The following is a 21690-nucleotide window of genomic DNA, read 5'->3' on the forward strand; positions in this document are numbered from 1 at the left end:
TAAATATTATATCATAAAGAAGATAATTATATTAATATTTTATTAAAATATATACTAAAATCTCTTATATGTGGTATAATACAAGTATACTTAATATTAGGAGTGATAATATGTCTAATAATAAATATAGAAGAAAGCCGAGGTTTACGCTGAAAAAGCTTTTGGTCATCACGCTGATGACTGTGCTTATATCCTTAACTTTATTTGCTGGTAGCGTGGGTCTTGCTTTTGTTAATATACTTACTACTGCCCCTGAGATTGATCCATACTCAATTAACAGCGGCTTTGAAGAAACTTCTCTTATCTTTGATAAGGATAAGAATTTGCTAGAAAAAGTAGAAACTGCTGAGTACAGAACTTTTGTTAAATTAAATAAGGTACCTCAATTTTTGAAGGATGCCTTTATAAGTATTGAAGACGAAAGATTTTACGAGCACCCTGGCGTTGACCCTAAGGGTATTTTGTCATCGCTTTACGAGAATTTTAAGGCTGGCGGCGTTGTTCGTGGTGCTTCAACTATAACTCAGCAGCTAATTAAAAATACATTTTTATCTAATGAACAAACTCTCACAAGAAAACTTAAAGAAATTTATCTAGCTCTTAATTTAGAGACTAAACTTAGCAAGGATCAAATTCTTGAGTCTTATCTAAATATGATTTCTTTAGGACAAAACTCATACGGTGTTCAAGAGGCTTCAAGAACATATTTCTCTAAGAATGTTGACGAGATCAATATCGCTCAAGCTGCTCTACTTGCTGGCATCGTAAAGGGTCCTAACATCTATCAACCGTTCTACAGGGTTAGTCCTCTTAAGTTTGATGAGGCTACTATGAGAAAGATTGGTGAGACTGAAATTTTAGGTGAAAAATATATTCTTGTATTTAACACAAAATCTGTTCAAAGACAAAAAGTTATACTTAAAAAGATGCGTGAACTTGGCAAGATTAATCAAGCTGAATACGATGAAGCAATAAATTTTGATATTGTTGCAAGCTTAAAGCCAAGTGCAAAGAAAGAAACCGAAATTACAAGCTATGCGACTGATTATGTTAAGAATCAAGTTGTTGAAGACCTCATGGAAAAGTATCAAATCACTAAGCAAAAGGCTCAAGAAAGATTATTTACAGGCGGTTTAAGAATATACTCAACAATCGATACAAAAGTACAAAAGGATCTTGACGAGGTCAATAGGAATTTTAACGGGATACTTTTAGGCGATCTTAAAAGATACAAAGCTCCTCTACTTGTAGATAGAAACTTAGATAAAGCTGGTAATATCGTTGATAAAGATGGCAATTTAGTTTATTACAAAAAAGAAAATCTACTTACTAACGATGGTTATCTATTTATTCCAAAGGGTGAGTTTAGTATAAATGCCAACGGTGACTTAGCCATTACTAGCTCAAGAATATTGGCATATAAAAAATCAACTGACATACAAGATTACTATACTATTGATGGTTCGAAAAACCTTCTAACTCACAGGGTTGGCGGTCTTGCAGTTCCTGATGCATATTATTTAAGACAAGCAAGACACAGCCTTATAATAAAAGCTGAATTTTTTGAAAAGAACGATAAATTCTACAAAGTTAATGAAACTGGAAACTTATTTATAAATCCAGAATATTTCTATAATAATAAAACTGGTTTGGTTCAGCCACAATCAGCAACTGTGATTATGGATTACAAAACTGGTCACATCGTTGCCATGATTGGTGGACGTGATGTAAAGGGTTCAAGAATTTTAAATAGAGCAACTGACACAGCTAGACAGCCGGGCTCATCTATGAAACCACTTGCGGTATACTTACCTGCTCTTGATAATGGCTTTACAGCTGCCTCACCTATACTTGATATACCGATGATTACAGCTGATGGAAAGGTATGGCCAAACAACGTTTATACTGGTTTTAAAGGTATCACAACTCTTAGAGAATCACTAATCTACTCCATAAACGTAAGTTCTGCCAGAACTTTGAAAAAGATTGGTATACCAACATCAATAAAATATTTGAAAAAATTAGGTATAATAAATGAAGAAAATCCTTCTAAGGATAATTTTGTTCAATCTAGTGAAAACAAAACTCACAACGATGAAAACCTTGCTTCTTTAGCTCTTGGTGGTATGACAAAGGGTGTTAGCCCTCTTGATATGACTGCTGCCTACAGTGCTATCGCAAACGATGGTGTTTACAATGAACCGATTATTTACACTAAAGTTTTAGACAAGGATGGAAACATTGTTCTTGAGAAAGAAGCTAAGCAAAGAAGGGTTGTTAGCCCACAAATTGCTTATGTAATGAAGGATATACTTAGATCGACTGCTTATGAACACACTGGCAAAAACGCCATCATAAAAGGTCAAGCAAGTGCTGGTAAAACTGGTACAACTGACTACAATGCTGACTTCTGGTTCGTTGGCTTCACTAATTACTATACAGCAGCCACTTGGATGGGTAATGACTCACCGAAGATTACCATAACTCAAAACTCGTGGTTAGCAGCAAAACTTTGGGGTCACATAATGACGAAAATTCATCAAGACAAAGAAAGCAAACCTCAATTTGCTCAGCCAGATGGCATAGTAAAGGCTTATGTATGTACTAAATCTGGTAAAAAACCAAATCAATTTTGTTCATCTGACCCAAGAGGCGTCGTCAGAGAGGAGATATTTGCTAAAGGAACTGAGCCTACTGAAACTTGTAAAGTGCACGTAGCCTTAGAAGTTAACTCATCAAACAATAAGCTAGCAACTGAATTTACTCCAGAAGAGTTAAAAATTACTAAGGTATTCACTGCTCTAAATCCTGCTTATAAGCCTTCCGAACACAACGGTATCTTGCCAAAAGACTACAGTTACTACCCTCCAGTTCAATCAGATACTCAAGAAGATTTGAATAATTATAATCAAGAACATGGCATTGATCTTAACGAAGAAGGTACTAATTGGAACGATGTCATAACAGATTTGATTAATCCAGAGAAAAAAGATGATAAAAAAGAAGAAAAGAAAAATGATGATAATGAGGTAAAAATATTACCATAGATTAAAAGAGATAAACAAGGCTTAATTTAGGCCTTGTTTTTTTATCTATACTTTTAGCTTTTTATATAAAAATTTACAATGATAATGCATTAAGATTATGGGTATAATTTAATAAGAAAGAATTATTTTTATAAAGGAGATGGACTTATGAATAGTCGGAAATCATTAAGAAAATATTGGCTAGTACTTGCAATAGTGCTGATTGTTGCTGCGATAGCTATATATTTTATATCAAAATCAAATAAAATAGATTATGCTAGAGTTTCGAAGGAGATGAAAGACTTTGCCTCACTTGAAGAGCCAAGCATAGATAAATTTGTAAAGAAGGGCTACGTAGATATTACTAAGCCGCTTGAACATGATGCTGGTATTGATCTTAGAAATAGTCTTGGAGGACCAAGTGTATATGTGAAAACTGTAAGAGTCGATGATAGCGGTACTTACTACGGCACTATATACTGGAAAAACAGAGGTGAATATAAGCTTGCAAAGCAGAAATTTTCTACAGACAATAAAGATAGAATAAGTATATATGATGCAAATCCAGTAGCCTTAAAGGAAATATTAACAAAAGAAGAAGATGGGTTAAACAAGGTATATGCAGTCACTATGGCAGTAAATCAAGATGTGACTAGCGAAGAAATATATCTTTTCTCGTTTAAATAATTTATTCTGCATATAAAAAGTGCTAAGCATGTAATTTTGCTTAGCACTTATTTTTTATTCTGCTATTTATTTTTTATTTATTTTGTTTTTCTACTGCCTTTAGTACTTGATTTAAAAGTATTGTAGTTGTTATGCTGCCTACTCCTCCAGGTACTGGTGTAATCTTTGCAACGTAATCAACTAGAGCATCGTAATCAGCGTCGCCACTAATCTTGCCTTCCTTATCCATACTTACACCAACGTCTATAACTATAGAGTCTTCATTGAAATATGATTTGTCAAGCATCTTCGCTCTGCCAAGCGCTGTGAATACTACATCAGCACTCTTACAAACAGCTTTTAAATCCTTTGTCTTTGAGTGACAGATAGTAACTGTGGCATTTTCATTTAGTAGCATCATAGCAAGTGGCTTACCAACTACCATGGAACGGTTGATTATGGCAACATTCTTGCCTTTGTAATCATATCCAGTTCTTCCTAAAATTTCAACAGCTGCTCTTGGTGTAGCTGGTTCAAAGCTATCTTTCTTTCCTTCAAATATAGCTTCAAGATTAATTGGGTTCATGCAGTCAATATCCTTATCTGGATTGATAAAATTAACAACTCTTTCTGCATCAATTTGTTTAGGAAGCGGTCTAAACACAAGTATACCATGTATCTTAGTATCATTATTTAGCTTATCCATAAGCGCAAGAAGCTCTTCAGTTGTTGATTCTCTAGGTATATTAAATACTTCTGAATCAATGTTTAAGCTTGCACTAACCTTAAGTATTGCTTTTTCGTATGATATATCGCTTGGGTCCTCGCCTAGTCTAACTACGGCAATCTTTGGAGCAATGCCTTTCGCACGAAAAGCCTCAATCTTCTTAGTCATGTCAACCTTAATCATGTCTGCAACTGGTTTACCTTTTAAAATTTCTGTCATAATAACCTCCTTATGATATAAATTTTTCTTATATTAAAAATATTTATTATTCATTTACTTAATACATTCATACCCAAATCACAATAATTTTAATACCATATTATATTTTTATAAAAAAAGAGGAGACATCTCATCTCCCCTTATATAAATTAATTAAGCTCTTTTGTTTTTTGCGCCGTGGCCAAAGTTCTTTTCAAGTAATCCCCATGTGTATGGTGCGATGAATGTAGATGATAACATACCTTCAACGATACCAACAAGTAGTGGAATACAAAGTGCCTCGATTACGTGACCACCTAGAACGTATAGAACAACAACTGCGATAAGTGTTGTAATTGTTGTTAATACTGTTCTTCTGAATGTTGAGTTAAGTGATGACTCAATAAGCTCAGCATTATCCATCCTTGGATGCATTCTCTTGTTTTCTCTGAATCTATCAAAGATAACTATAGTTGCGTTGATTGAATAACCTACGATAGTTAGTGCTGCTGCGATTAGTGATGAATCGATTTGTAGGTTAAATATGCCGTATGCGGATACTATAACTAAAACGTCAACGATTAGAGCAAATACAGCTGCAACACCATATTTCCATTCAAATCTAAATGTTATATAGATAAGCATTAAGATTGATGCGATGATGATGGATATAACAGCTTTTTGTCTAATTTCTCTACTGATTGATGGACCAGTAGTTGTGTCTTCGATATTGTTTCTGTCAACCTTGTATTCTTCTTCAAATGCACGGCTGATTTGATTCTTTTGCTCGTTTGTTAAAGCAAGTGTAGACTTGATAACGATAGTTTCTTTGTTAGCACCAGCATAAACAACGCTTGCGCCCTTATCAACTTTACCAACTATGTCATAAACTTTTGCTTCTTCAATAAATTGTCCAGCATTAACTCTCATGATAGTACCACCTGAGAAGTCGATACCGTAGTTAAAACCATGAATGCAGAATCCTATGATACCTGCGATGATAACTATGAATGGTATTGGAGCAAAAAACTTTTTCAATTTGTTAAAATTAATCATATTTACCTCCTATGCTCCATATGCCTTTTTATTTTCATTAGATGTTATTTGAGCAAAGTTCTTTAGTAAGAATTTTGTCAATACAACTGCTGTCAATAATGAAATTACTATACCTATGATAAGTGTAATACCAAAACCTCTGATTGAACCGATACCATAAACATAAAGTACAACACCAGCTATGATAGTTGTGATGTTTGAGTCCATGATAGTTGCGATAGCTTTCTTAAAGCCTGCATCAACAGCTGATCTTACTGTCTTACCATTGATTAATTCTTCTCTAATTCTTTCATATATAATACAGTTAGCATCTACTGCCATACCTATTGATAATAGTAAACCGCATATGCCTGGTAATGATAACTTGATATGGAATACTATAAATGCTAGTAAAACTAATAGTGTATACGCAATTAATGAAATTGATGCTACTAGACCTGGAATCTTATATACTACGATTAATAGTAAACTGATTAAAAGTATTGATATAAGTATAGCCATCATTGAGTTGTGGAAAGCGTCAATACCTAGTGAAGCTCCGATGATTTCTGATCTAACTTCCTTAAGTTCGATAGGAAGTGCACCGGCTCTAATTAATGTAGCTAATTTTGATGCTTCTTCTACTGAGAATCCTTTTGAACCACCTTCGATGATAGGCTTACCATCTGTAATTGGTGAATTTTGTACTATAGGTGCAGAAATTACTTCACCGTCTAGAACTATCTTTAAGATTTTCTTTTCAGGAACTGTTTCATTATAAAGCTTTGTTGTTGCTTCAGCGAATTTCTTTGTTCCTTCTTCGTCAAACTCCATTGAAACAACTGGTGTTGACTTACCTAAGTTATCTTGTGTATAAACAACTTTTGATTCTTTAATGTTTTTACCTGTTAAAATTACATTGTTATCTGGATCGATAAATTGTAATTGAGCTGTTTTACCTATTGTTTCGATAGCGTCTTGTGCATTTTTAGCACCAGCTAGTTCGATTGAGATTCTGTTTGAACCTTCGATAGATATGTTTGGTTCAGAAATTCCTAAACCGTCAACTCTTTGTTGAATAATTGCCTTGGATTGTTCCATAGCCTTGCTAAGCTCTTCTCCTGTTTTGTCTGTATCAGCTTCAAGAAGTACATATACCCCACCAGCTAAGTCAAGACCTAAGTTGATAGAGTCTTTAGCGCTCTTAATTTGATATCCAGCAAAATCAAAGCCGAATACAGCTACTAATCCGAAGCAGGCAATTAAAATGACTGTTATCACAATCTTAAGTGTGCTTAACTTTTTCATTTTGGCCTCCTAATCTAAATTTGCAATAACTGAGATTGCACATTCTATTCTTTTTCTTTCTAATTCACAGCCTATCTCAAATACACCGTTTATGTCGCCTGTATTGTAGTATGAATTAGCATGACAGCCTCCTGAACAATAGAATTTTGCCCAGCATTCTTGGCAGTCTTTTTTATTAAATACGTTTGATTTTTTAAATTCTTCTCTTAAATCAGTTTTGGTAACGCCTTCAAAAACATTACCAACTTTAAATTGTTCTTCGCCTACAAACTGATGACAAGGGAAAAGGTCGCCCTTTGGTGTTACAGCAAGATATTCGCATCCTGCTCCGCATCCTATTGCTCTTTTGATTAAGCATGGTCCTTGATCAAGGTCTATCATAAAGTGGAAGAATAGAAAATCATCATCTTTTTTCTTAATCTTGATGTATTCTTTTGATAATTTTTCATACTCTTTCTTAATTCTCTCTACATGTTCTGGTCTTATGGCATAAGGTTCTTTTTGGTCTGTTACAACCGGTTCCATAGATGTCTTTTTAAAACCGTTTCTGTAGAAATCCAATACGTCTTCTGAAAAATCTAAGTTTTCTGATGTAAACGTACCTCTAATGTAATAGTCCTTATCGCCTCTTTTTTCAATAAAGCGTTTAATCTTTGGAACGATTATATCATAAGAACCTTTTCCATTAGTAGTTGGACGCATCTCATCGTTAACAGATTTTCTACCGTCTATACTTAGAACTACGTTTGACATATTTTCATTTAAATAATCAATAATTTCATCGTTTAATAAAACACAGTTTGTAGTTAAAGTGAATCTAAAATTCTTATTGTATTCTTTTTCTAAACTTCTTCCGTAAGTAACAAGCTCTTTAACAACATCAAAGTTCATTAGTGGTTCTCCTCCAAAGAAGTCAACCTCTAAATTTCTTCTATTGCCAGAGTTTTGTACTAAAAACTCTAAAGCTTTCTTACCTACTTCTACGCTCATAAGCTCTCTTTTGCCTTTAAAATCGCCTTGTGACGCAAAACAATACTTACATCTTAGGTTACAGTCATGTGAAACATGTAGGCAAAGAGCCTTTACTATGTTGTATTTACTTAAGTCCAGCTGAGTTGCCTCTATAGGCTCAGTAAATAACAACTCTTCTTTGTGTAATTCCTCTACTTCCTTAAAAGCAGTTTTAATATCACAAGCTTCATACTTAGTAGATAATGCCTTAACAGCTTCATCTAAGCCCTTAGACATGTAATCAACTAAGTCGTATATAATCTCATCTACTACGTGTACAGCACCACTATATATGTCTAAGACTACATACTTATCATTTAGATAGAACTTATGTATTAAATTAGTATCGTACATCAAAGTCTATTTATGATTTTTCTTATTTTCGCACTTTTGGTTACCAACTGTACAAGATGTCTTACAAGCTGATTGACATGAAGTTTGGCATTCGCCACATCCGCCGTGCTTAGCTGTTTTTAATAAGTTTCTTTTGCTTAAAGTTTTTACAAATTTCATAATATCCTCCCTTTTATATAAAATATACTGTGAGCTAAGGCTCATCACAAGAAAAAACCGATGCTATTTTGCACCGGCTAGATATTCTTTAACAAGATTTGTAACTAATGATCCATCTGCCCTGCCCTTAACTTTTGACATCATAGTCTTCATGACTAAGCCAAAATTTGTTTTATTGTCTCCAAGTTCTTCGCAAGTATCTTTAATCATAGTTTTTATCTCTTCTTCAGAAAGTTCCTTTGGTACGTACTCCATAAGAATTTCTATTTCTTTTTTAGTTTGTTCAACTAAATCTGCTCTATGGCCTTGTTCAAACTCAGCTATAGCGCCTTTCTTTTCCTTTATTTGCTTTTGTATTATTGCTATAATGTCTTGGTCACTTAGTTCTTTTCTTTGGTCAACTTCAATTTGCTTTATAGCTGAATTAACCATCATGATAGTGTTTTTAATGATTGTATCTTTATTTTTCATAGATTCTATATATCTACTTTTTAGTTCGTTTTTAAGGGACATCATACACCTTCTATCTTTACAAATAAATTTAAATTAAAACTTTTGATGTTTTTTCCTTCTTGCTGCTTCAGATTTTAGTTTACGTCTTACGCTTGGTTTTTCATAGTGTTCTCTTTTTCTAACTTCTCCTAAGACGCCTGATCTTGCGCATGATCTTTTGAATCTCTTAAGTGCATTATCAAGTGATTCGTCTTCTCTAACTCTTATTTCTGTCATAGTATCCCTCCCCTCATAAAACAGTTACTATCATTTATGACTAAGTTACAAATATTATACAACAAAATTAAAGCTTTTTCAAGGTTTTTTTAATCTTTTTTGCTAATTTTCTTGTTTTTAACCTGCTGGCCAATTAAGCTTTCTGCCGCCAATTAAATGCATGTGTAAATGTTTTACGCTTTGTTGACCGTCTTCACCTGTATTGATGACTAGTCTGTAGCCATTGTCAAGGCCCATAGTCTTAGCTATATCCTTAACTTTTAGCATCAAGTGAGAAATTACTTCTTCATCGCCTTGTTTTAAATCATCAAGGGATGAGATATGCTTTTTGGGTATCATAAGCACATGAACTGGGCATGTTGGGTTGATATCTTTGAAGCAAAGCATCATGTCGTCTTCGTAAATTTTTTCAGAAGGAATGCTTCCTTCTATAATCTTACAAAATAAACAATCCATAAAATCAAATCCTTTCTACTAATATTCCGTCTCTAAATTTTTCTACTGCCTTTACTTTTATTATTTGGTTATGAAGATTATCATCTGTCTTAAGATAAGCTCTGATATAATTTGATGTGTAGCCTTCAAAGTATTCATCTTTTTTCTCTTCAAACAAAACTTCAAATTCATCGCCAATAAATTTATTTATAAATATATGTCTCGAGGCTTCTTGATACTCTTCTAAAATTTCTGCTCTGTCTTTTTTTACGCTCTCAGCAATTTGTCCTTTCATATCGTAAGCTTTTGTGCCTTTACGCCTTGAATATCTAAAAACATGAACCTTTAAGAAATTTACTTTTTTCACTATGTCAATGGACTCTTTAAAATCTTCATCATCTTCCTGTGGGAAACCAACGATAATGTCTGTAGTTATGGCAGAGTCCGGCATTGCCTTATATATCTTACTTGTATTTTCAATATAATCTTCTCTCGTGTATTTTCTGTTCATTAGCTTAAGCACTTTATTTGAGCCACTTTGTAAGGATAAATGGAACTGGTGTTGCAAGTGCTTTAGTTTGGCTAATCTTTCTACCGTTTCATCTTTTAATAATTTTGGCTGAATCGAACCAAGTCTCACTCTTTCAACGCCTGGCACTTCATCTATCATTTCTAATAATTTTATTAGGTCGATGTCATTATCTTCATAATCAGTTATCTGTATGCCTGTGATAACAAATTCTTTGTAGCCATCTTTAGCAAGCGTTTCTATCTCTTTAATGATGCTATCTGCCTTTCTCGAGCGCACTCTTCCTCTTGCATATGGAATTATGCAGTATGAGCAAAAATTATTACATCCATCTTCTATTTTAATAAAAGCTCTAGTGCTATCGAAATTTTTATCAAAAAGAAGCTCTTCATAATTTTTGTCAATATTATCCTCAACATAATTTTTCTTTTCGCCAAGGTTTAAATATTCTTCTAAGTAGTCAGCTATCTTATTTCTGCCTTGTGTGCCGACTATAATGTCCGCTATATCCATCTCTTCTATCTCTTTAGAATTAATCTGACTATAGCAGCCACAAATAATTATTATAGCATCTGGATTTTTCTTCTTGACTTTAGATATCATCTGCCTTGACTTTGAATCCGACTTATTTGTTACAGTACAAGTATTTATCACATAGACATCGATATCGTCAAAATCTTCCTTTACCTCATAGCCTCTTTGCTCGAAAGAATTTTTTATCGCTTGAGCTTCATATAAATTTACTTTGCAGCCCAAATTTTGCACATAAACCTTCATCATAAAAGACCACTTCCGTTAAATTCGTAGTAAAGCATAGTAAGCAGCGCAATTGGCGCTGTTTCTGCTCTAAGTATTCTCTTTCCCAGGCTAATGGATTTGTAGCCAAATTTCTTAAGCTCATCTATTTCACCTATATCGAAGCCGCCCTCAGGTCCTACGACGATGGCGATGTTCTTTTTGTCTTTGATATCATAATTTTTTATGCTATTATCAAGTTCATCTTCATAAGCAATTAAAACTAAGTCAAAACCATCTAAAATTTCTTTTGCTTCATCTAGCTTCATTGCATCAGAAACAGCGGGGATAAACTCGCGCTTTGACTGCATCGCCGCTGCCTTTGCAATATTTTTATATCTTTCCAGTTTTTTATCTTTTATATCTTTTTTCTTTACAATGGACCTCTTAGTCTCTATAGGAACTATGCTATAAACACCCATTTCTATAGCTTTTTGTATGATAAAGTCCATCTTATCAGACTTTACTAAGCTTTGGAATAAGCTTATTTTTAGCTCAGACTCATATTTTTCTTTTATTTCAGAAATTATCTTAAGACTCAGTTCATTCTTTGAATATGAGTTAAGAACAGCGATATAGCCAGCACCATCAATATAAACTTCAACTTCTTCGTCATCTTTTATTCTCAAGACGTCTTTAAAGTGCTTTATATCTTCCTTTGCTAAATATAAAAGATTTTCAGCTCTTTTTTCTGCGAAAAATCTATGCATGTTTAGCTACGATTGAAGTCCATTCGTTTAGGTCTTCGACGTTTAAAATCTCAAAGCCATTGGCTTCAAGTGAGTCGATAACCATGGCAGACTTAACTTTTAAAATTCCTGAAGAAATAAAAATTCCGTTCTTGTTCAAAAATTTGTGTAAATCACCTGTCATTGTGACTATGACTTCTGCAAGTATATTTGAAACGACTATATCATACTTGTCTTTAACCTTTGAAAGAAGGTCTCCGACTATGAATTCTGCGTTTTTAACTTCATTTAATTTTTTATTTTCGTTTGCGATATATACGCTCATTGGGTCTATGTCAACGCCTAAAACCTCGCTAGCACCTAGTTTTGACGCTGCAATTGATAGTATGCCGCTACCTGTACCTATGTCTAGAACTTTCATCTGAGGCTCCATGTACTCTTCAAGCTTCTTTATGCATAGTGATGTTGTCTCGTGTGAACCAGTTCCAAAAGCCATGCCCGGCTCTAGCTTTATTATCTTTTCTCCATCTTTCTTTTCGTACTCTTCCCAAGTTGGCACTATAACTATAGTTTTGTTTGGTTTTAAAATCTTAAAAAATTTCTTCCAATTGTTTTTCCAATCGCTATCGTCAATTATTTCCTTAGAAAATTCTCCGCCAAGCTCTTCGATGTGAGCCTTAATTTTAGCTTCTCTATCATCATTGTCAGAAATATCATCTAAGTATATGGTAAACCTTATATAACCTTTTTCTAATTTTATAAGGTCGTCGTCATATAGGTCCCAAGCATTTTGCCTTTCTTGGAAAATCTTTAAATCGTCTGGATCTTCTATAGCCATGTTGTCAATGCCTAGGTCAGATAAGAAAATTTCGACCCTTTCTTCATATTCTTTTTTAAATTTTAATTTAATTTCTCTAAAATTCATATTAACTCCTAAAATTTTTCTTTTATTTTTTCAAAAATATTTTTCTTCTTTGGCTCGTAATCAAAATTCATGTCTTTAAAGTGCCTTATTAATGACTCTTTTTGCTCGTCATTCAAATTCTTTGGCACATCAACCTTGACTACAACGTATAAATCGCATCTATAATTCTTGTGTAGTGGATATAGTCCCTTACCTGCAATTTTAAACTTCGTATGACTCTGAGTTCCCTCAGGTATAGTTAATTTAACCTTGCCATCAAGCGTATCAATTTCAATCTGGTCACCTAAAACCGCTTGTAAATAATTTATGCTAACGCTTGTGTATAAATCATCGCCGCTTCTTTTGAATTTATTATTCTCCCTAATGTCTACGTAAACGTTTAAATCACCGTTTGGTCCGCCATTCTTACCAACGCTTCCTTCGCCTCTTATGCTGATGACGCTATCTTCACGAACGCCCTTTGGCACCTTAACAAGAATTTTTTTCTTTTTCTTCTCAGTTCCATTGCCATGGCAATGTGGGCATTCTTCAGTAATTATCTCGCCTGCGCCGTGACAGTCAGGGCAAACTTCAGTTTGAACGAATACGCCAAAAGCTGTTCTTCTCTCTTTTCTAACGCTTCCTCTGCCAGAACAAGTCTTGCAAGTCTTTTTGCTATCCTTATCTTTTGCTCCGCTTCCGTTGCAATGTGAGCACTCTTCGACTCTCTCTATCTCAATCTCTCTTTGAGTTCCATTTAAAACATCTTCTAGGTCTATGGTAAGGTTATATCTTACGTCCTCGCCATACATTGGACGTTTGCTTTGCGTAGCACCAGATGAGAAACCGCCAAAACCGCCTCCAAAAATATCAAAGATATCACTAAATATATCCTCAGAAAAACCGCCGTATCCACCAGCTCCTGTGCCGCCATTTTGAAACATCGATTCGCCGTATGTATCATATTGCTTTCTCTTCTCAGCGTTGCCTAAAACTTCATAAGCGGCAGATATCTCCTTAAATCTTGCTTCAGCCTCTGCATCTCCTGGATTTAGGTCCGGATGATATTTTTTAGCAAGCTTCCTGTATTGAGTTTTTATCTCAGCTTCAGTCGCAGTTGATTCTATCTCTAAAACTTCGTATAAATCTTTCAAAACTTACACCCTTTCTAAAATGTAAAATAATTATCACGTACATTATATTATACCAAAAATGTGAGAAAAATAAAAGCCTAATGAAATTCTTTTATTTTATGTAAAAAAAGAAGAATGAAGCTTTTCTCCATTCTTCTTAATCAAAATCTAATAAATTTATTTATCGTCGTCAACTACTTCGTAGTCACCATCAACTACGTCATCGTCACCTTTGTGTTCTTCAGAGCCTTGTGCGCCTGCTTCAGCTCCAGCTGCACCTGCTTCTGCATTTTGTTTATAAAGCTTTTCAGAAACTTTATAGAAGGCTTGTGTTAAATCTTCTGTCTTCTTCTTCATATCGTCATAGTCTGAGCCTTCGCTAGCTTTCTTAAGATCAGCAAGTTTTGCTTCGATGTCCTTCTTTTCATCTTCAGAAATTTTGCCTTCTAGGTCCTTCATAAGCTTTTCTGTTTGATATATCATTTGATCTGCGTTATTCTTTACTTCAATATTTTCTTTTTTCTTCTTATCTTGTTGAGCAAATTCTTCTGCTTCTTTAACTTTCTTATCAATATCTTCTTTTGATAAGTTAGATGAAGCTGTGATAGTGATCTTTTGTTCCTTACCTGTACCTAAATCCTTTGCTGATACATTAACAATACCATTAGCATCGATATCAAATGTTACTTCGATTTGAGGGATTCCTCTTGGTGCTGGTGCTATACCTTCTAGTTGGAAGCGGCCAAGTGTTGTATTGTCAGCTGCCATCTCTCTTTCACCTTGAAGTACGTGTATATCAACTGATGTTTGTGAGTCAGATGCTGTTGTGAATATTTGTGATTTCTTTGTTGGAATAGTTGTGTTTCTTTCGATAAGTCTTGTAGTTACTCCGCCAAGTGTTTCTAGACCAAGTGATAGTGGTGTTACGTCTAGTAATAATAAGTCCTTAACTTCACCTGTTAATACACCGCCTTGGATTGATGCACCGATGGCAACACATTCATCTGGGTTGATGTCCTTTTGAGGATCCTTGCCGATGATTTGTTTAACTGCTTCTTGAACGGCTGGGATTCTTGTTGAACCACCAACTAATAATACTTTGTCAATGTCTTTTGCTTCAATACCAGCATCTTTTATAGCGCTTCTAACTGGCTCAGTAGTTTTTTCAACTAAGTCATGAGTTAGTTCATTGAACTTTGCTCTACTTAAGTCCATGTTTAAGTGAAGTGGACCAGCTGCTGTAGCAGAGATGAATGGTAAGTTGATGTTTGTTGTCATTGTAGTAGAAAGCTCTTTCTTAGCTTTTTCTGCTGCTTCTTTTAATCTTTGTAGACTCATCTTGTCTTGAGTTAAGTCTACGCCATTTTCCTTTTTAAAGTTTTCTGCTATATAATTTATAATTCTTTGGTCAAAGTCGTCTCCGCCAAGCTTGTTATTACCTCTAGTTGCTAGTACTTCAAAAACTCCGTCGCCTACTTCTAGGATAGACACATCGAATGTACCTCCGCCAAGGTCATATACCATAATCTTGTGTTGGCCATGCTCTTTGTCCATACCATAAGCAAGTGCTGCTGCTGTTGGCTCGTTTATGATTCTCTTTACTTCAAGGCCAGCGATCTTACCAGCGTCCTTTGTAGCTTGTCTTTGAGCGTCTGTGAAATATGCAGGAACAGTGATAACTGCTTCTGTAATTTTTTCTCCCAAATAGCTTTCTGCGTCTGATTTTAATTTTTGTAATATCATTGCTGATATATCTTGTGGTGTATAATCTTTTCCGTCTATGTCAATCTTATAGTTACTGCCCATCTCTCTTTTAATTGATGAGATAGTTCTGTCTGGATTTGTTATAGCTTGTCTTTTAGCTGTTTCTCCTACTAATCTTTCTCCGTCTTTTGTGAAAGCAACTACTGATGGAGTAGTTCTATTACCTTCAACGTTAGGAATGATTATAGCTTCTCCACCTTCCATTACTGATACACAAGAGTTTGTTGTACCTAAGTCAATACCAATTATTTTTCCCATAATATATTTCCTCCTTAATAATTTTCTTATTTATTTACAATAACCATGGCATGGCGAATAACCTTGCCATTGTATTCATAACCTTTTAATAAAACTTCTATGACTTGATTTTCTTTGTATTCATCGTTGTGGCCCATAGATACCGCTTGATGAAAATCTGGATTGAAGTCCTCGCCTAGTGCTTTTAACTCAACTATGCCCTTTGCTTTGAGAGCATTTTTTAATCCTTCGTAGATAAGCTCCATGCCTTCCTTAAACGAAGCACTGTCACCTTCATGCTCCAAGGCTCTTTCAAAGTTATCTATGACAGGAAGTATTTCATTTGCAATACTTACAACGCCTATCGATACTAGGTCGTCCTTTTCTTTTTCTACTCTCTTTTTATAATTTTGAAAGTCTGCTTGAAGTCTCACAAGCTTTGTTTGAAGATCATTTATTTCAGATGACACGCCATCTTGCTCTTCAGCTTCAGCTTTTTCTTGAGCTTCTTCTGCTTCTTCATTTATAAGCTTTTCTTCATCCATATCTATTGTTTTATCTTTTTTCATCTAATCCCTCCTAAAATAAATCATCCATATAAAAATCATCAAATATAGAAAGAACTTTTTTGTAATCAATTCTCATTGGTGCGATTAAACCAAAAGTAACTTCATTATCCAAGATGTTTACATTCTTAAGAACTAAGGCAATATTATCAAATATGTCGATATCATTCTCATTACCTATCTTAATAACAAGATCTTTATCCAAATTTTCGCTCTCAAGTAAATTTAGTAGGCCCTTTTTGTCTTCGAGAAGCTCGATTAATTCTTTTGCCTTATCAAAATTTGAATACTCTGGATAATTTAAAATCTTATTTATTCCTTCTAGGAATATGCTATTTGCATTATTCTTTTCGTCTTTTTGTGAAAACTTTTCTAAAACGCTATCTAAAATGCTTCTGTATTTAAGAAGGCTGTCCTTTTCATATTTAAGTGTGTTGAAATCAACCGAATTTATGGACTTGCCTGCTAAATTCTTATTTAAAATCTCTTTAAAATAATTAAGTTCTTCTTCATTTATATCTTCATTAAGCGTTATCAATTTCTTGTCAATGGCAAAGTCTTCATATACAAAGATGGCAAGAATTTTATTTTCATCAACTTTTAAAAGCTCCAAGCTCTTTAACTTTGTCTCGCCGCTCTTCCTTATATAAGCAAGTGATGTAAAATCAGTTAAGCTTGATAAAACTTTTGACATCTTTCCTATCATACTATCTAAGTTCTTTGACTTATCTTTTATATCATCTAAGAAAAATTTCTTTTCTGAAGATGATAATTTTTCGAAGTCTTTTTGAAGTACCATGTCAACATACAAGCGATATGCCTTTTGCGATGGCACTCTTCCGCTAGAGAGATGAGTTTTGATTAAGTAGCCCGCTTCTTCAAGGTCTTGCATCTCATTTCTAATAGTTGCTGAGCTAAGACCAATGGAGTCGTCTTTGGCAACAAGTCTTGAGCCAACCGGTTCGCCAGTTTCATTGTATGAGCTGATTATAGCTTTTAAAATCTTTAATTTTCTCTCATCCAATTGATCACCTTCCGTCGTTTTTGTTAGCACTCTTACTCGGTGAGTGCTAACTCTATTTCTATTATACCCAAAATAATAAAAAAATCAAGCTTTTTTCAAAAATATTTAATTTTTTTCAAAATTTTTGCAAAATTTTTCTTAAAAGCATAAAAAAAGACGATAAAATCGCCTTTTATACAGATATTTATTTTTATAGCCAAGCTCATCATTTATTTCTGATAAAAATTCCTTCATAAAGCTATCTCTTTTTTGGGCGAGCCTTTTTGCTTCGTCAGTGTTCATCATGTCTTTTAATAATAATAGCTTTTCATCGAAATGCTTTAATGAGTCTTCTATGCCGCGTTCATGTTTACCGCTATACATAAAGGTTCTAGCGATGCCTATAGCTCCTATCGCATCAAGCCTATCAGCATCTTGTACTATGCATGCTTCAAGTGTTTTTGGCTTGGTTCCCCTGTTCTTTGTAAATGAAACTGAATTGATTATCTCAACAATATCTTCAATTGCTTCACTATCAAAATCATTTTCAACTAAAAATTTTCTAGCGTTTTCATTATTTTTATTATTAAATAACTTATGATCGTCGACGTCATGAAGAAGAGCTCCTAAATCTACATATAGCTCATTGCATTCATAAGCTTTTCTTATCAAAGATGCATTATTATAAACTCTCAGGCTGTGATCTGCGCCGTGACCGTCTGAGTTACCATCAAAAATATTTTCTAGGTACTCAATCGCTTTTTTAATTATATCAATCATAGCCTCTCCTTATACAAAAAGTATCTCTACTTGGTTCGCAAGGTCCTTGCCAAGCTCTGTGTAAAAATATCTTCCGCCACATTTTTTTAATAGTTTTTCATCTATCGCTTTCTTTAATTCTTCCTTATATATATCTTCAAAATCTATATCGAAATTTTTATTAATCTCGTCTATAATTATGCCTTCATTTGTCCTTAATTTAAAAATTATATACTCAGTAATTTTATCTTCTATTGACAAAATTTCTTCATCGTGATAAATATTTTTCTTCACATCGTCAAAGTATTCGTTAAAAGTGCTCGCATTAAAAAATCTTTTATTTTTAATAAATGAGTGTGCCGCCATGCCAAGGCCTAGATACTCATCCATGGACCAGTATTTGTAATTATGCCTTGAGTAGCGATTGTCCTTAGCAAAATTTGAAATTTCATATTGCTTGTAGCCAAGTTTTTCCAAGTGCTCGCTTGCTTTTCTATATATGAGCCTATCTGTCACTTGATCATTCACTCTATAAACGCCTCTGTCTACCAAAGCGCTAAGTTTAGTCCCTTCCTCAAGTATAAGTGAATAAAGCGATACGTGCGAAGCGCCTAGTTCCTTTGCTATGTCAATGGAATCGATTACATCTGATAAAGTTTCTGTTGGCAGTGAAAAAATAAAATCAAGACTAAGATTGTCAAAATATTTTTTTGCTAATTTAATTTTTTCTCTAGCTTCTTCACTTGTATGAAGCCTACCAATAATCCTAAGAAGCCTATCGTTAAAGCTTTGCACCCCTATAGAAATTCTGTTTATTCCTAAATTTTTATAAGCTATTAATTTTTCTTCACTTATTGAGTTTGGATTTGTTTCTATGGTAAATTCGTAATTTTCATCTAAGTTTATAGCCTCACGTAAACCATTCACAAGGCTAGTTAGTTCGTCTATGCTTAATAAAGATGGCGTGCCTCCACCTATAAATATGGTATCAACAATGTAATTTTTTAATAGCTCCTTATTATTTTTTATCTCCAACAATAAATTTTCTAGATACTCCTTCATTCTGCTTTGATTAAAAATAGAAGATGTAAAATCGCAATATTTACATCTTCTTTCACAGAAAGGAATATGTATATATATTCCTAATTTATTCATTATTTCTTTTCCTTGTACTTCAATACTGATAGGAAGGCCTCTTGTGGTAGTTCTACTGAGCCAATTTGGCGCATCCTCTTCTTACCTTCTTTTTGCTTTTCAAGTAATTTTTTCTTTCTTGAAATATCGCCGCCGTAGCATTTCGCAAGAACGTCTTTTCTAAGCGCTTTGATTGTTTCTCTCGCTATAATCTTTGAGCCGATGGCTGCTTGTAAAGGTATTTGGAATTGATGTCTTGGGATAACATCCTTTAGTCCTTCGACAATTGATCTACTTCTTTCATAAGCGTTTGACTCGTGTAAAATCAAGCTGAACGCGTCGATAAGGTCTCCGTTGATAAGTATGTCAACCTTAACAAGCTCACTTCTTTGATAGCCTGAGATTTCGTAATCAAGCGATGCATAGCCCTTTGTATTTGATTTAAGTGCATCGAAGAAATCATATATAACCTCATTTAGTGGCATTTTATAATGAAGTGTAACCCTTGTTTGATCAAGGTATTCCATATTTATAAATTCGCCACGTCTATTTTGACAAATATCCATGATAGCGCCGACATATTCCTTTGGAGTCATGATCTCAGCGTTAACAACCGGCTCTTCCATGTAATCAATTTCACTCGGATCAGGAAGGTTGGATGGGTTTTGTATAAATATCGTTGAACCATCTTTTTTATGAACTTCATAAATAACTGATGGTGCAGTTGTGATTATATTTAGATTAAATTCTCTTTCAAGTCTTTCAGTAATTATCTCCATGTGAAGTAGTCCTAAGAAGCCGCATCTAAAACCAAAGCCTAAGGCAACTGAATTTTCTGCTTCAAAAACAAGTGATGCATCATTAACTTGAAGTTTTTCAAGAGCCTCTCTAACGCTGTTAAAATCTTCGCCCTCTGCTGGATATATACCGCAGTAAACCATTGGTACAACTTTTTTGTATCCGCTAAGTGGCTCAGCTGTTGGATTGTCAAGATAAGTGATAGTGTCACCAACTCTTGCGTCCTTCACATTTTTAATCTGCGCAGTGAAATAACCTACCTCGCCTGCTTCAAGAGTGTCTTTCTTTAATAAAGAGGTGTTATTTACGCCAACTTCATCAACTTCAAATACAGAGCCTGTCTGCATCATCTTAATCTTTGTACCTTTTTTAATAATGCCATCGAAAACTCTGATGTAGCAGATAACACCTCTGTAAGCATCATATATTGAGTCAAATATAAGCGCCTTAAGTGGCTTGTTCTTATCACCATTTGGTGGTGGAACATTTTTAACGATGTCCTCTAAAACATCTTCTATGTTAAGACCGCTCTTTGCGCTGATTAAAGGCGCTTCAGTCGTGTCAAGGCCTATGATGTCTTCAATCTCTTCCTTAACTTCATCTGGTCTTGCGCTTGGTAAATCCATCTTATTAATAACAGGAAGTATCTCCAAATCTTGGTCTATAGCTAAGTACACGTTTGATAACGTTTGCGCTTCAACGCCTTGAGTTGCGTCAACAACAAGTACTGCGCCTTCACACGCCTTAAGCGATCTACTCACTTCGTAGTTAAAATCGACATGACCAGGAGTATCTATCAAGTTAAAAATATAGTCCTGTCCATCTTTTGCCTTATAAATCAAGCGTATCGCCTTTAATTTAATTGTTATTCCTCTTTCTCTTTCAAGATCCATGCTATCCAAAACTTGTGATTGCATCTCTCTTTGAGTAAGTAATCCAGTCTTTTCAATGATTCTATCAGCCAAAGTAGATTTACCGTGGTCGATATGCGCTATGATTGAAAAGTTACGTATATATTTTTGATCCATCTTATCATCCTATCTAAATAATTTTAATTTATTCAAAGGCCAAAATCTAAATAAGGCCTTACCTTGTAAATATGACTTCTTTATCGGTCCAAAGCTTCTTGAGTCGTAGGAGTTACCTCCTTCTCTGTTGTCCCCCATAACAAAGTATGAGTCCTCTGGTACAACCCAGTGATTGCCGTTTTGCTCACTAGTTTTTCTGTCTAAATACGGTTCGTCGAGCTTATCACCATTGACATAAACTTCTCCATCAATTATGTCGATGACATCACCTGGAAGACCGATTAGTCTCTTGATATAGTGGTCACCGTTAGTTTTTTCGCCCCTAATAACAACAATTTCTTGTCTCTTTGGCTCCTTGAAGTACTTAAATAGCTTCCATTCGAAGACCCTATCGCCTGTATGTAGAGTCGGCTCCATCGATATGCCCTCAACCCTTGTTAGAGCAAAAACAAAGTTTACTAAAAATAAAGTGATGGCGACTGTTACAACTATTGAGAATATCCACGACTTGATGTCATCTTGTTTTGCCTTAGCCATCGCCTCTGCAGCTTCTAATACTTCATTTTCACTAGCTGCCTTTGCTTTTTCATTTATATCAATATTTTCATTTATATTATTATCATTAAAATTGTTCTCCATAAAAAAACCTCCTTTTTAATTATATCATATTTTGACCACGAATTACAAAGAATGATGAAAATTT

21 protein-coding genes are annotated in these 21690 nt (G+C 34.4%); 2 read left to right on the forward strand and 19 right to left on the reverse strand.

The window, feature by feature from the left end; all coding sequences use genetic code 11:
* Positions 1–110 precede the first annotated feature (110 nt).
* Positions 111–3047, forward strand: coding sequence for a transglycosylase domain-containing protein (locus AC2UOP_RS02555; protein WP_484832515.1), 2937 nt, complete (start codon positions 111–113; stop codon positions 3045–3047).
* A gap of 147 nt (positions 3048–3194) precedes the next feature.
* Positions 3195–3713, forward strand: a complete 519-nt coding sequence (locus tag AC2UOP_RS02560; RefSeq protein ID WP_484832516.1) for a hypothetical protein — start codon at positions 3195–3197, stop codon at positions 3711–3713.
* 73 nt (positions 3714–3786) lie between these two features.
* Here the strand turns inward: AC2UOP_RS02560 and AC2UOP_RS02565 are convergent, their stop codons facing one another.
* From AC2UOP_RS02565 to lepB, 19 genes are all read right to left on the reverse strand, one after another.
* Positions 3787–4638, reverse strand: a complete 852-nt coding sequence (locus AC2UOP_RS02565; protein WP_484832517.1) for a bifunctional 5,10-methylenetetrahydrofolate dehydrogenase/5,10-methenyltetrahydrofolate cyclohydrolase — start codon at positions 4636–4638, stop codon at positions 3787–3789.
* 153 nt (positions 4639–4791) lie between these two features.
* Positions 4792–5673: a protein translocase subunit SecF gene (gene secF / locus AC2UOP_RS02570; protein WP_085840038.1), complete on the reverse strand. Its 882-nt coding sequence runs from the start codon at positions 5671–5673 to the stop codon at positions 4792–4794.
* Between the two features lie 9 nt (positions 5674–5682).
* Positions 5683–6960: a protein translocase subunit SecD gene (secD, locus tag AC2UOP_RS02575; protein WP_019213750.1), complete on the reverse strand. Its 1278-nt coding sequence runs from the start codon at positions 6958–6960 to the stop codon at positions 5683–5685.
* 9 nt (positions 6961–6969) lie between these two features.
* Positions 6970–8325, reverse strand: a complete 1356-nt coding sequence (scfB, locus tag AC2UOP_RS02580; protein WP_484832518.1) for a thioether cross-link-forming SCIFF peptide maturase — start codon at positions 8323–8325, stop codon at positions 6970–6972.
* A 6-nt stretch (positions 8326–8331) separates the two neighbouring features.
* Positions 8332–8484: a six-cysteine ranthipeptide SCIFF gene (gene scfA, locus AC2UOP_RS02585; RefSeq protein WP_019213752.1), complete on the reverse strand. Its 153-nt coding sequence runs from the start codon at positions 8482–8484 to the stop codon at positions 8332–8334.
* Between the two features lie 63 nt (positions 8485–8547).
* Entirely contained in the window at positions 8548–9000 is a 453-nt protein-coding gene (locus AC2UOP_RS02590) for a GatB/YqeY domain-containing protein (protein ID WP_484832519.1), read from the reverse strand.
* Between the two features lie 30 nt (positions 9001–9030).
* Positions 9031–9213: a 30S ribosomal protein S21 gene (gene rpsU, locus AC2UOP_RS02595; protein WP_019213754.1), complete on the reverse strand. Its 183-nt coding sequence runs from the start codon at positions 9211–9213 to the stop codon at positions 9031–9033.
* A gap of 117 nt (positions 9214–9330) precedes the next feature.
* Positions 9331–9669 carry a histidine triad nucleotide-binding protein gene (locus AC2UOP_RS02600; RefSeq protein WP_484832520.1) on the reverse strand — a complete coding sequence of 113 codons (339 nt, stop codon included), beginning with the start codon at positions 9667–9669 and terminating at the stop codon, positions 9331–9333.
* Positions 9670–9673: 4 nt separating this feature from the next.
* Positions 9674–10957 carry a tRNA (N(6)-L-threonylcarbamoyladenosine(37)-C(2))-methylthiotransferase MtaB gene (mtaB, locus tag AC2UOP_RS02605; RefSeq protein WP_484832521.1) on the reverse strand — a complete coding sequence of 428 codons (1284 nt, stop codon included), beginning with the start codon at positions 10955–10957 and terminating at the stop codon, positions 9674–9676.
* Positions 10954–11682 carry an RsmE family RNA methyltransferase gene (locus tag AC2UOP_RS02610; RefSeq protein ID WP_484832522.1) on the reverse strand — a complete coding sequence of 243 codons (729 nt, stop codon included), beginning with the start codon at positions 11680–11682 and terminating at the stop codon, positions 10954–10956. The genes mtaB and AC2UOP_RS02610 overlap by 4 nt, the downstream gene beginning before the upstream one ends.
* Positions 11675–12586: a 50S ribosomal protein L11 methyltransferase gene (gene prmA / locus AC2UOP_RS02615; RefSeq protein ID WP_484832523.1), complete on the reverse strand. Its 912-nt coding sequence runs from the start codon at positions 12584–12586 to the stop codon at positions 11675–11677. Before prmA ends, AC2UOP_RS02610 begins: the two co-directional genes overlap by 8 nt.
* A gap of 8 nt (positions 12587–12594) precedes the next feature.
* Positions 12595–13719: a molecular chaperone DnaJ gene (dnaJ, locus tag AC2UOP_RS02620; RefSeq protein WP_484832524.1), complete on the reverse strand. Its 1125-nt coding sequence runs from the start codon at positions 13717–13719 to the stop codon at positions 12595–12597.
* Between the two features lie 156 nt (positions 13720–13875).
* Positions 13876–15720, reverse strand: a complete 1845-nt coding sequence (gene dnaK / locus AC2UOP_RS02625; protein WP_484832525.1) for a molecular chaperone DnaK — start codon at positions 15718–15720, stop codon at positions 13876–13878.
* Positions 15721–15746: 26 nt separating this feature from the next.
* Positions 15747–16268, reverse strand: coding sequence for a nucleotide exchange factor GrpE (grpE, locus tag AC2UOP_RS02630; RefSeq protein WP_484832526.1), 522 nt, complete (start codon positions 16266–16268; stop codon positions 15747–15749).
* 10 nt (positions 16269–16278) lie between these two features.
* Complete coding sequence (hrcA, locus tag AC2UOP_RS02635; protein WP_249242223.1) at positions 16279–17289, reverse strand: heat-inducible transcriptional repressor HrcA; 1011 nt, start codon at positions 17287–17289, stop codon at positions 16279–16281.
* Between the two features lie 138 nt (positions 17290–17427).
* Positions 17428–18048 carry an HD domain-containing protein gene (locus AC2UOP_RS02640; protein WP_484832527.1) on the reverse strand — a complete coding sequence of 207 codons (621 nt, stop codon included), beginning with the start codon at positions 18046–18048 and terminating at the stop codon, positions 17428–17430.
* Between the two features lie 9 nt (positions 18049–18057).
* Positions 18058–19182: a radical SAM family heme chaperone HemW gene (gene hemW / locus AC2UOP_RS02645; protein ID WP_484832528.1), complete on the reverse strand. Its 1125-nt coding sequence runs from the start codon at positions 19180–19182 to the stop codon at positions 18058–18060.
* Positions 19182–20987, reverse strand: coding sequence for a translation elongation factor 4 (gene lepA, locus AC2UOP_RS02650; protein ID WP_484832529.1), 1806 nt, complete (start codon positions 20985–20987; stop codon positions 19182–19184). The genes hemW and lepA overlap by 1 nt, the downstream gene beginning before the upstream one ends.
* A gap of 9 nt (positions 20988–20996) precedes the next feature.
* Positions 20997–21626 carry a signal peptidase I gene (lepB, locus tag AC2UOP_RS02655; RefSeq protein ID WP_484832530.1) on the reverse strand — a complete coding sequence of 210 codons (630 nt, stop codon included), beginning with the start codon at positions 21624–21626 and terminating at the stop codon, positions 20997–20999.
* Positions 21627–21690: the final 64 nt, after the last annotated feature.

Source organism: Fenollaria sp., assembly GCF_057222035.1.

What these genes read in the sequence shown, in the direction of transcription:
- AC2UOP_RS02560 (WP_484832516.1), top strand. Translation starts at nt 3,195, where the DNA reads ATGAATAGTCGGAAATCATTAAGAAAATATTGGCTAGTACTTGCAATA.
- grpE (WP_484832526.1), bottom strand. Translation starts at nt 16,268, where the DNA reads ATGAAAAAAGATAAAACAATAGATATGGATGAAGAAAAGCTTATAAAT.
- AC2UOP_RS02640 (WP_484832527.1), bottom strand. Translation starts at nt 18,048, where the DNA reads ATGATTGATATAATTAAAAAAGCGATTGAGTACCTAGAAAATATTTTT.
- rpsU (WP_019213754.1), bottom strand. Translation starts at nt 9,213, where the DNA reads ATGACAGAAATAAGAGTTAGAGAAGACGAATCACTTGATAATGCACTT.
- prmA (WP_484832523.1), bottom strand. Translation starts at nt 12,586, where the DNA reads ATGAATTTTAGAGAAATTAAATTAAAATTTAAAAAAGAATATGAAGAA.
- secF (WP_085840038.1), bottom strand. Translation starts at nt 5,673, where the DNA reads ATGATTAATTTTAACAAATTGAAAAAGTTTTTTGCTCCAATACCATTC.
- AC2UOP_RS02610 (WP_484832522.1), bottom strand. Translation starts at nt 11,682, where the DNA reads ATGCATAGATTTTTCGCAGAAAAAAGAGCTGAAAATCTTTTATATTTA.
- mtaB (WP_484832521.1), bottom strand. Translation starts at nt 10,957, where the DNA reads ATGATGAAGGTTTATGTGCAAAATTTGGGCTGCAAAGTAAATTTATAT.
- scfB (WP_484832518.1), bottom strand. Translation starts at nt 8,325, where the DNA reads ATGTACGATACTAATTTAATACATAAGTTCTATCTAAATGATAAGTAT.
- hemW (WP_484832528.1), bottom strand. Translation starts at nt 19,182, where the DNA reads ATGAATAAATTAGGAATATATATACATATTCCTTTCTGTGAAAGAAGA.
- AC2UOP_RS02555 (WP_484832515.1), top strand. Translation starts at nt 111, where the DNA reads ATGTCTAATAATAAATATAGAAGAAAGCCGAGGTTTACGCTGAAAAAG.
- lepA (WP_484832529.1), bottom strand. Translation starts at nt 20,987, where the DNA reads ATGGATCAAAAATATATACGTAACTTTTCAATCATAGCGCATATCGAC.
- AC2UOP_RS02590 (WP_484832519.1), bottom strand. Translation starts at nt 9,000, where the DNA reads ATGATGTCCCTTAAAAACGAACTAAAAAGTAGATATATAGAATCTATG.
- secD (WP_019213750.1), bottom strand. Translation starts at nt 6,960, where the DNA reads ATGAAAAAGTTAAGCACACTTAAGATTGTGATAACAGTCATTTTAATT.
- dnaK (WP_484832525.1), bottom strand. Translation starts at nt 15,720, where the DNA reads ATGGGAAAAATAATTGGTATTGACTTAGGTACAACAAACTCTTGTGTA.
- scfA (WP_019213752.1), bottom strand. Translation starts at nt 8,484, where the DNA reads ATGAAATTTGTAAAAACTTTAAGCAAAAGAAACTTATTAAAAACAGCT.
- AC2UOP_RS02565 (WP_484832517.1), bottom strand. Translation starts at nt 4,638, where the DNA reads ATGACAGAAATTTTAAAAGGTAAACCAGTTGCAGACATGATTAAGGTT.
- AC2UOP_RS02600 (WP_484832520.1), bottom strand. Translation starts at nt 9,669, where the DNA reads ATGGATTGTTTATTTTGTAAGATTATAGAAGGAAGCATTCCTTCTGAA.
- lepB (WP_484832530.1), bottom strand. Translation starts at nt 21,626, where the DNA reads ATGGAGAACAATTTTAATGATAATAATATAAATGAAAATATTGATATA.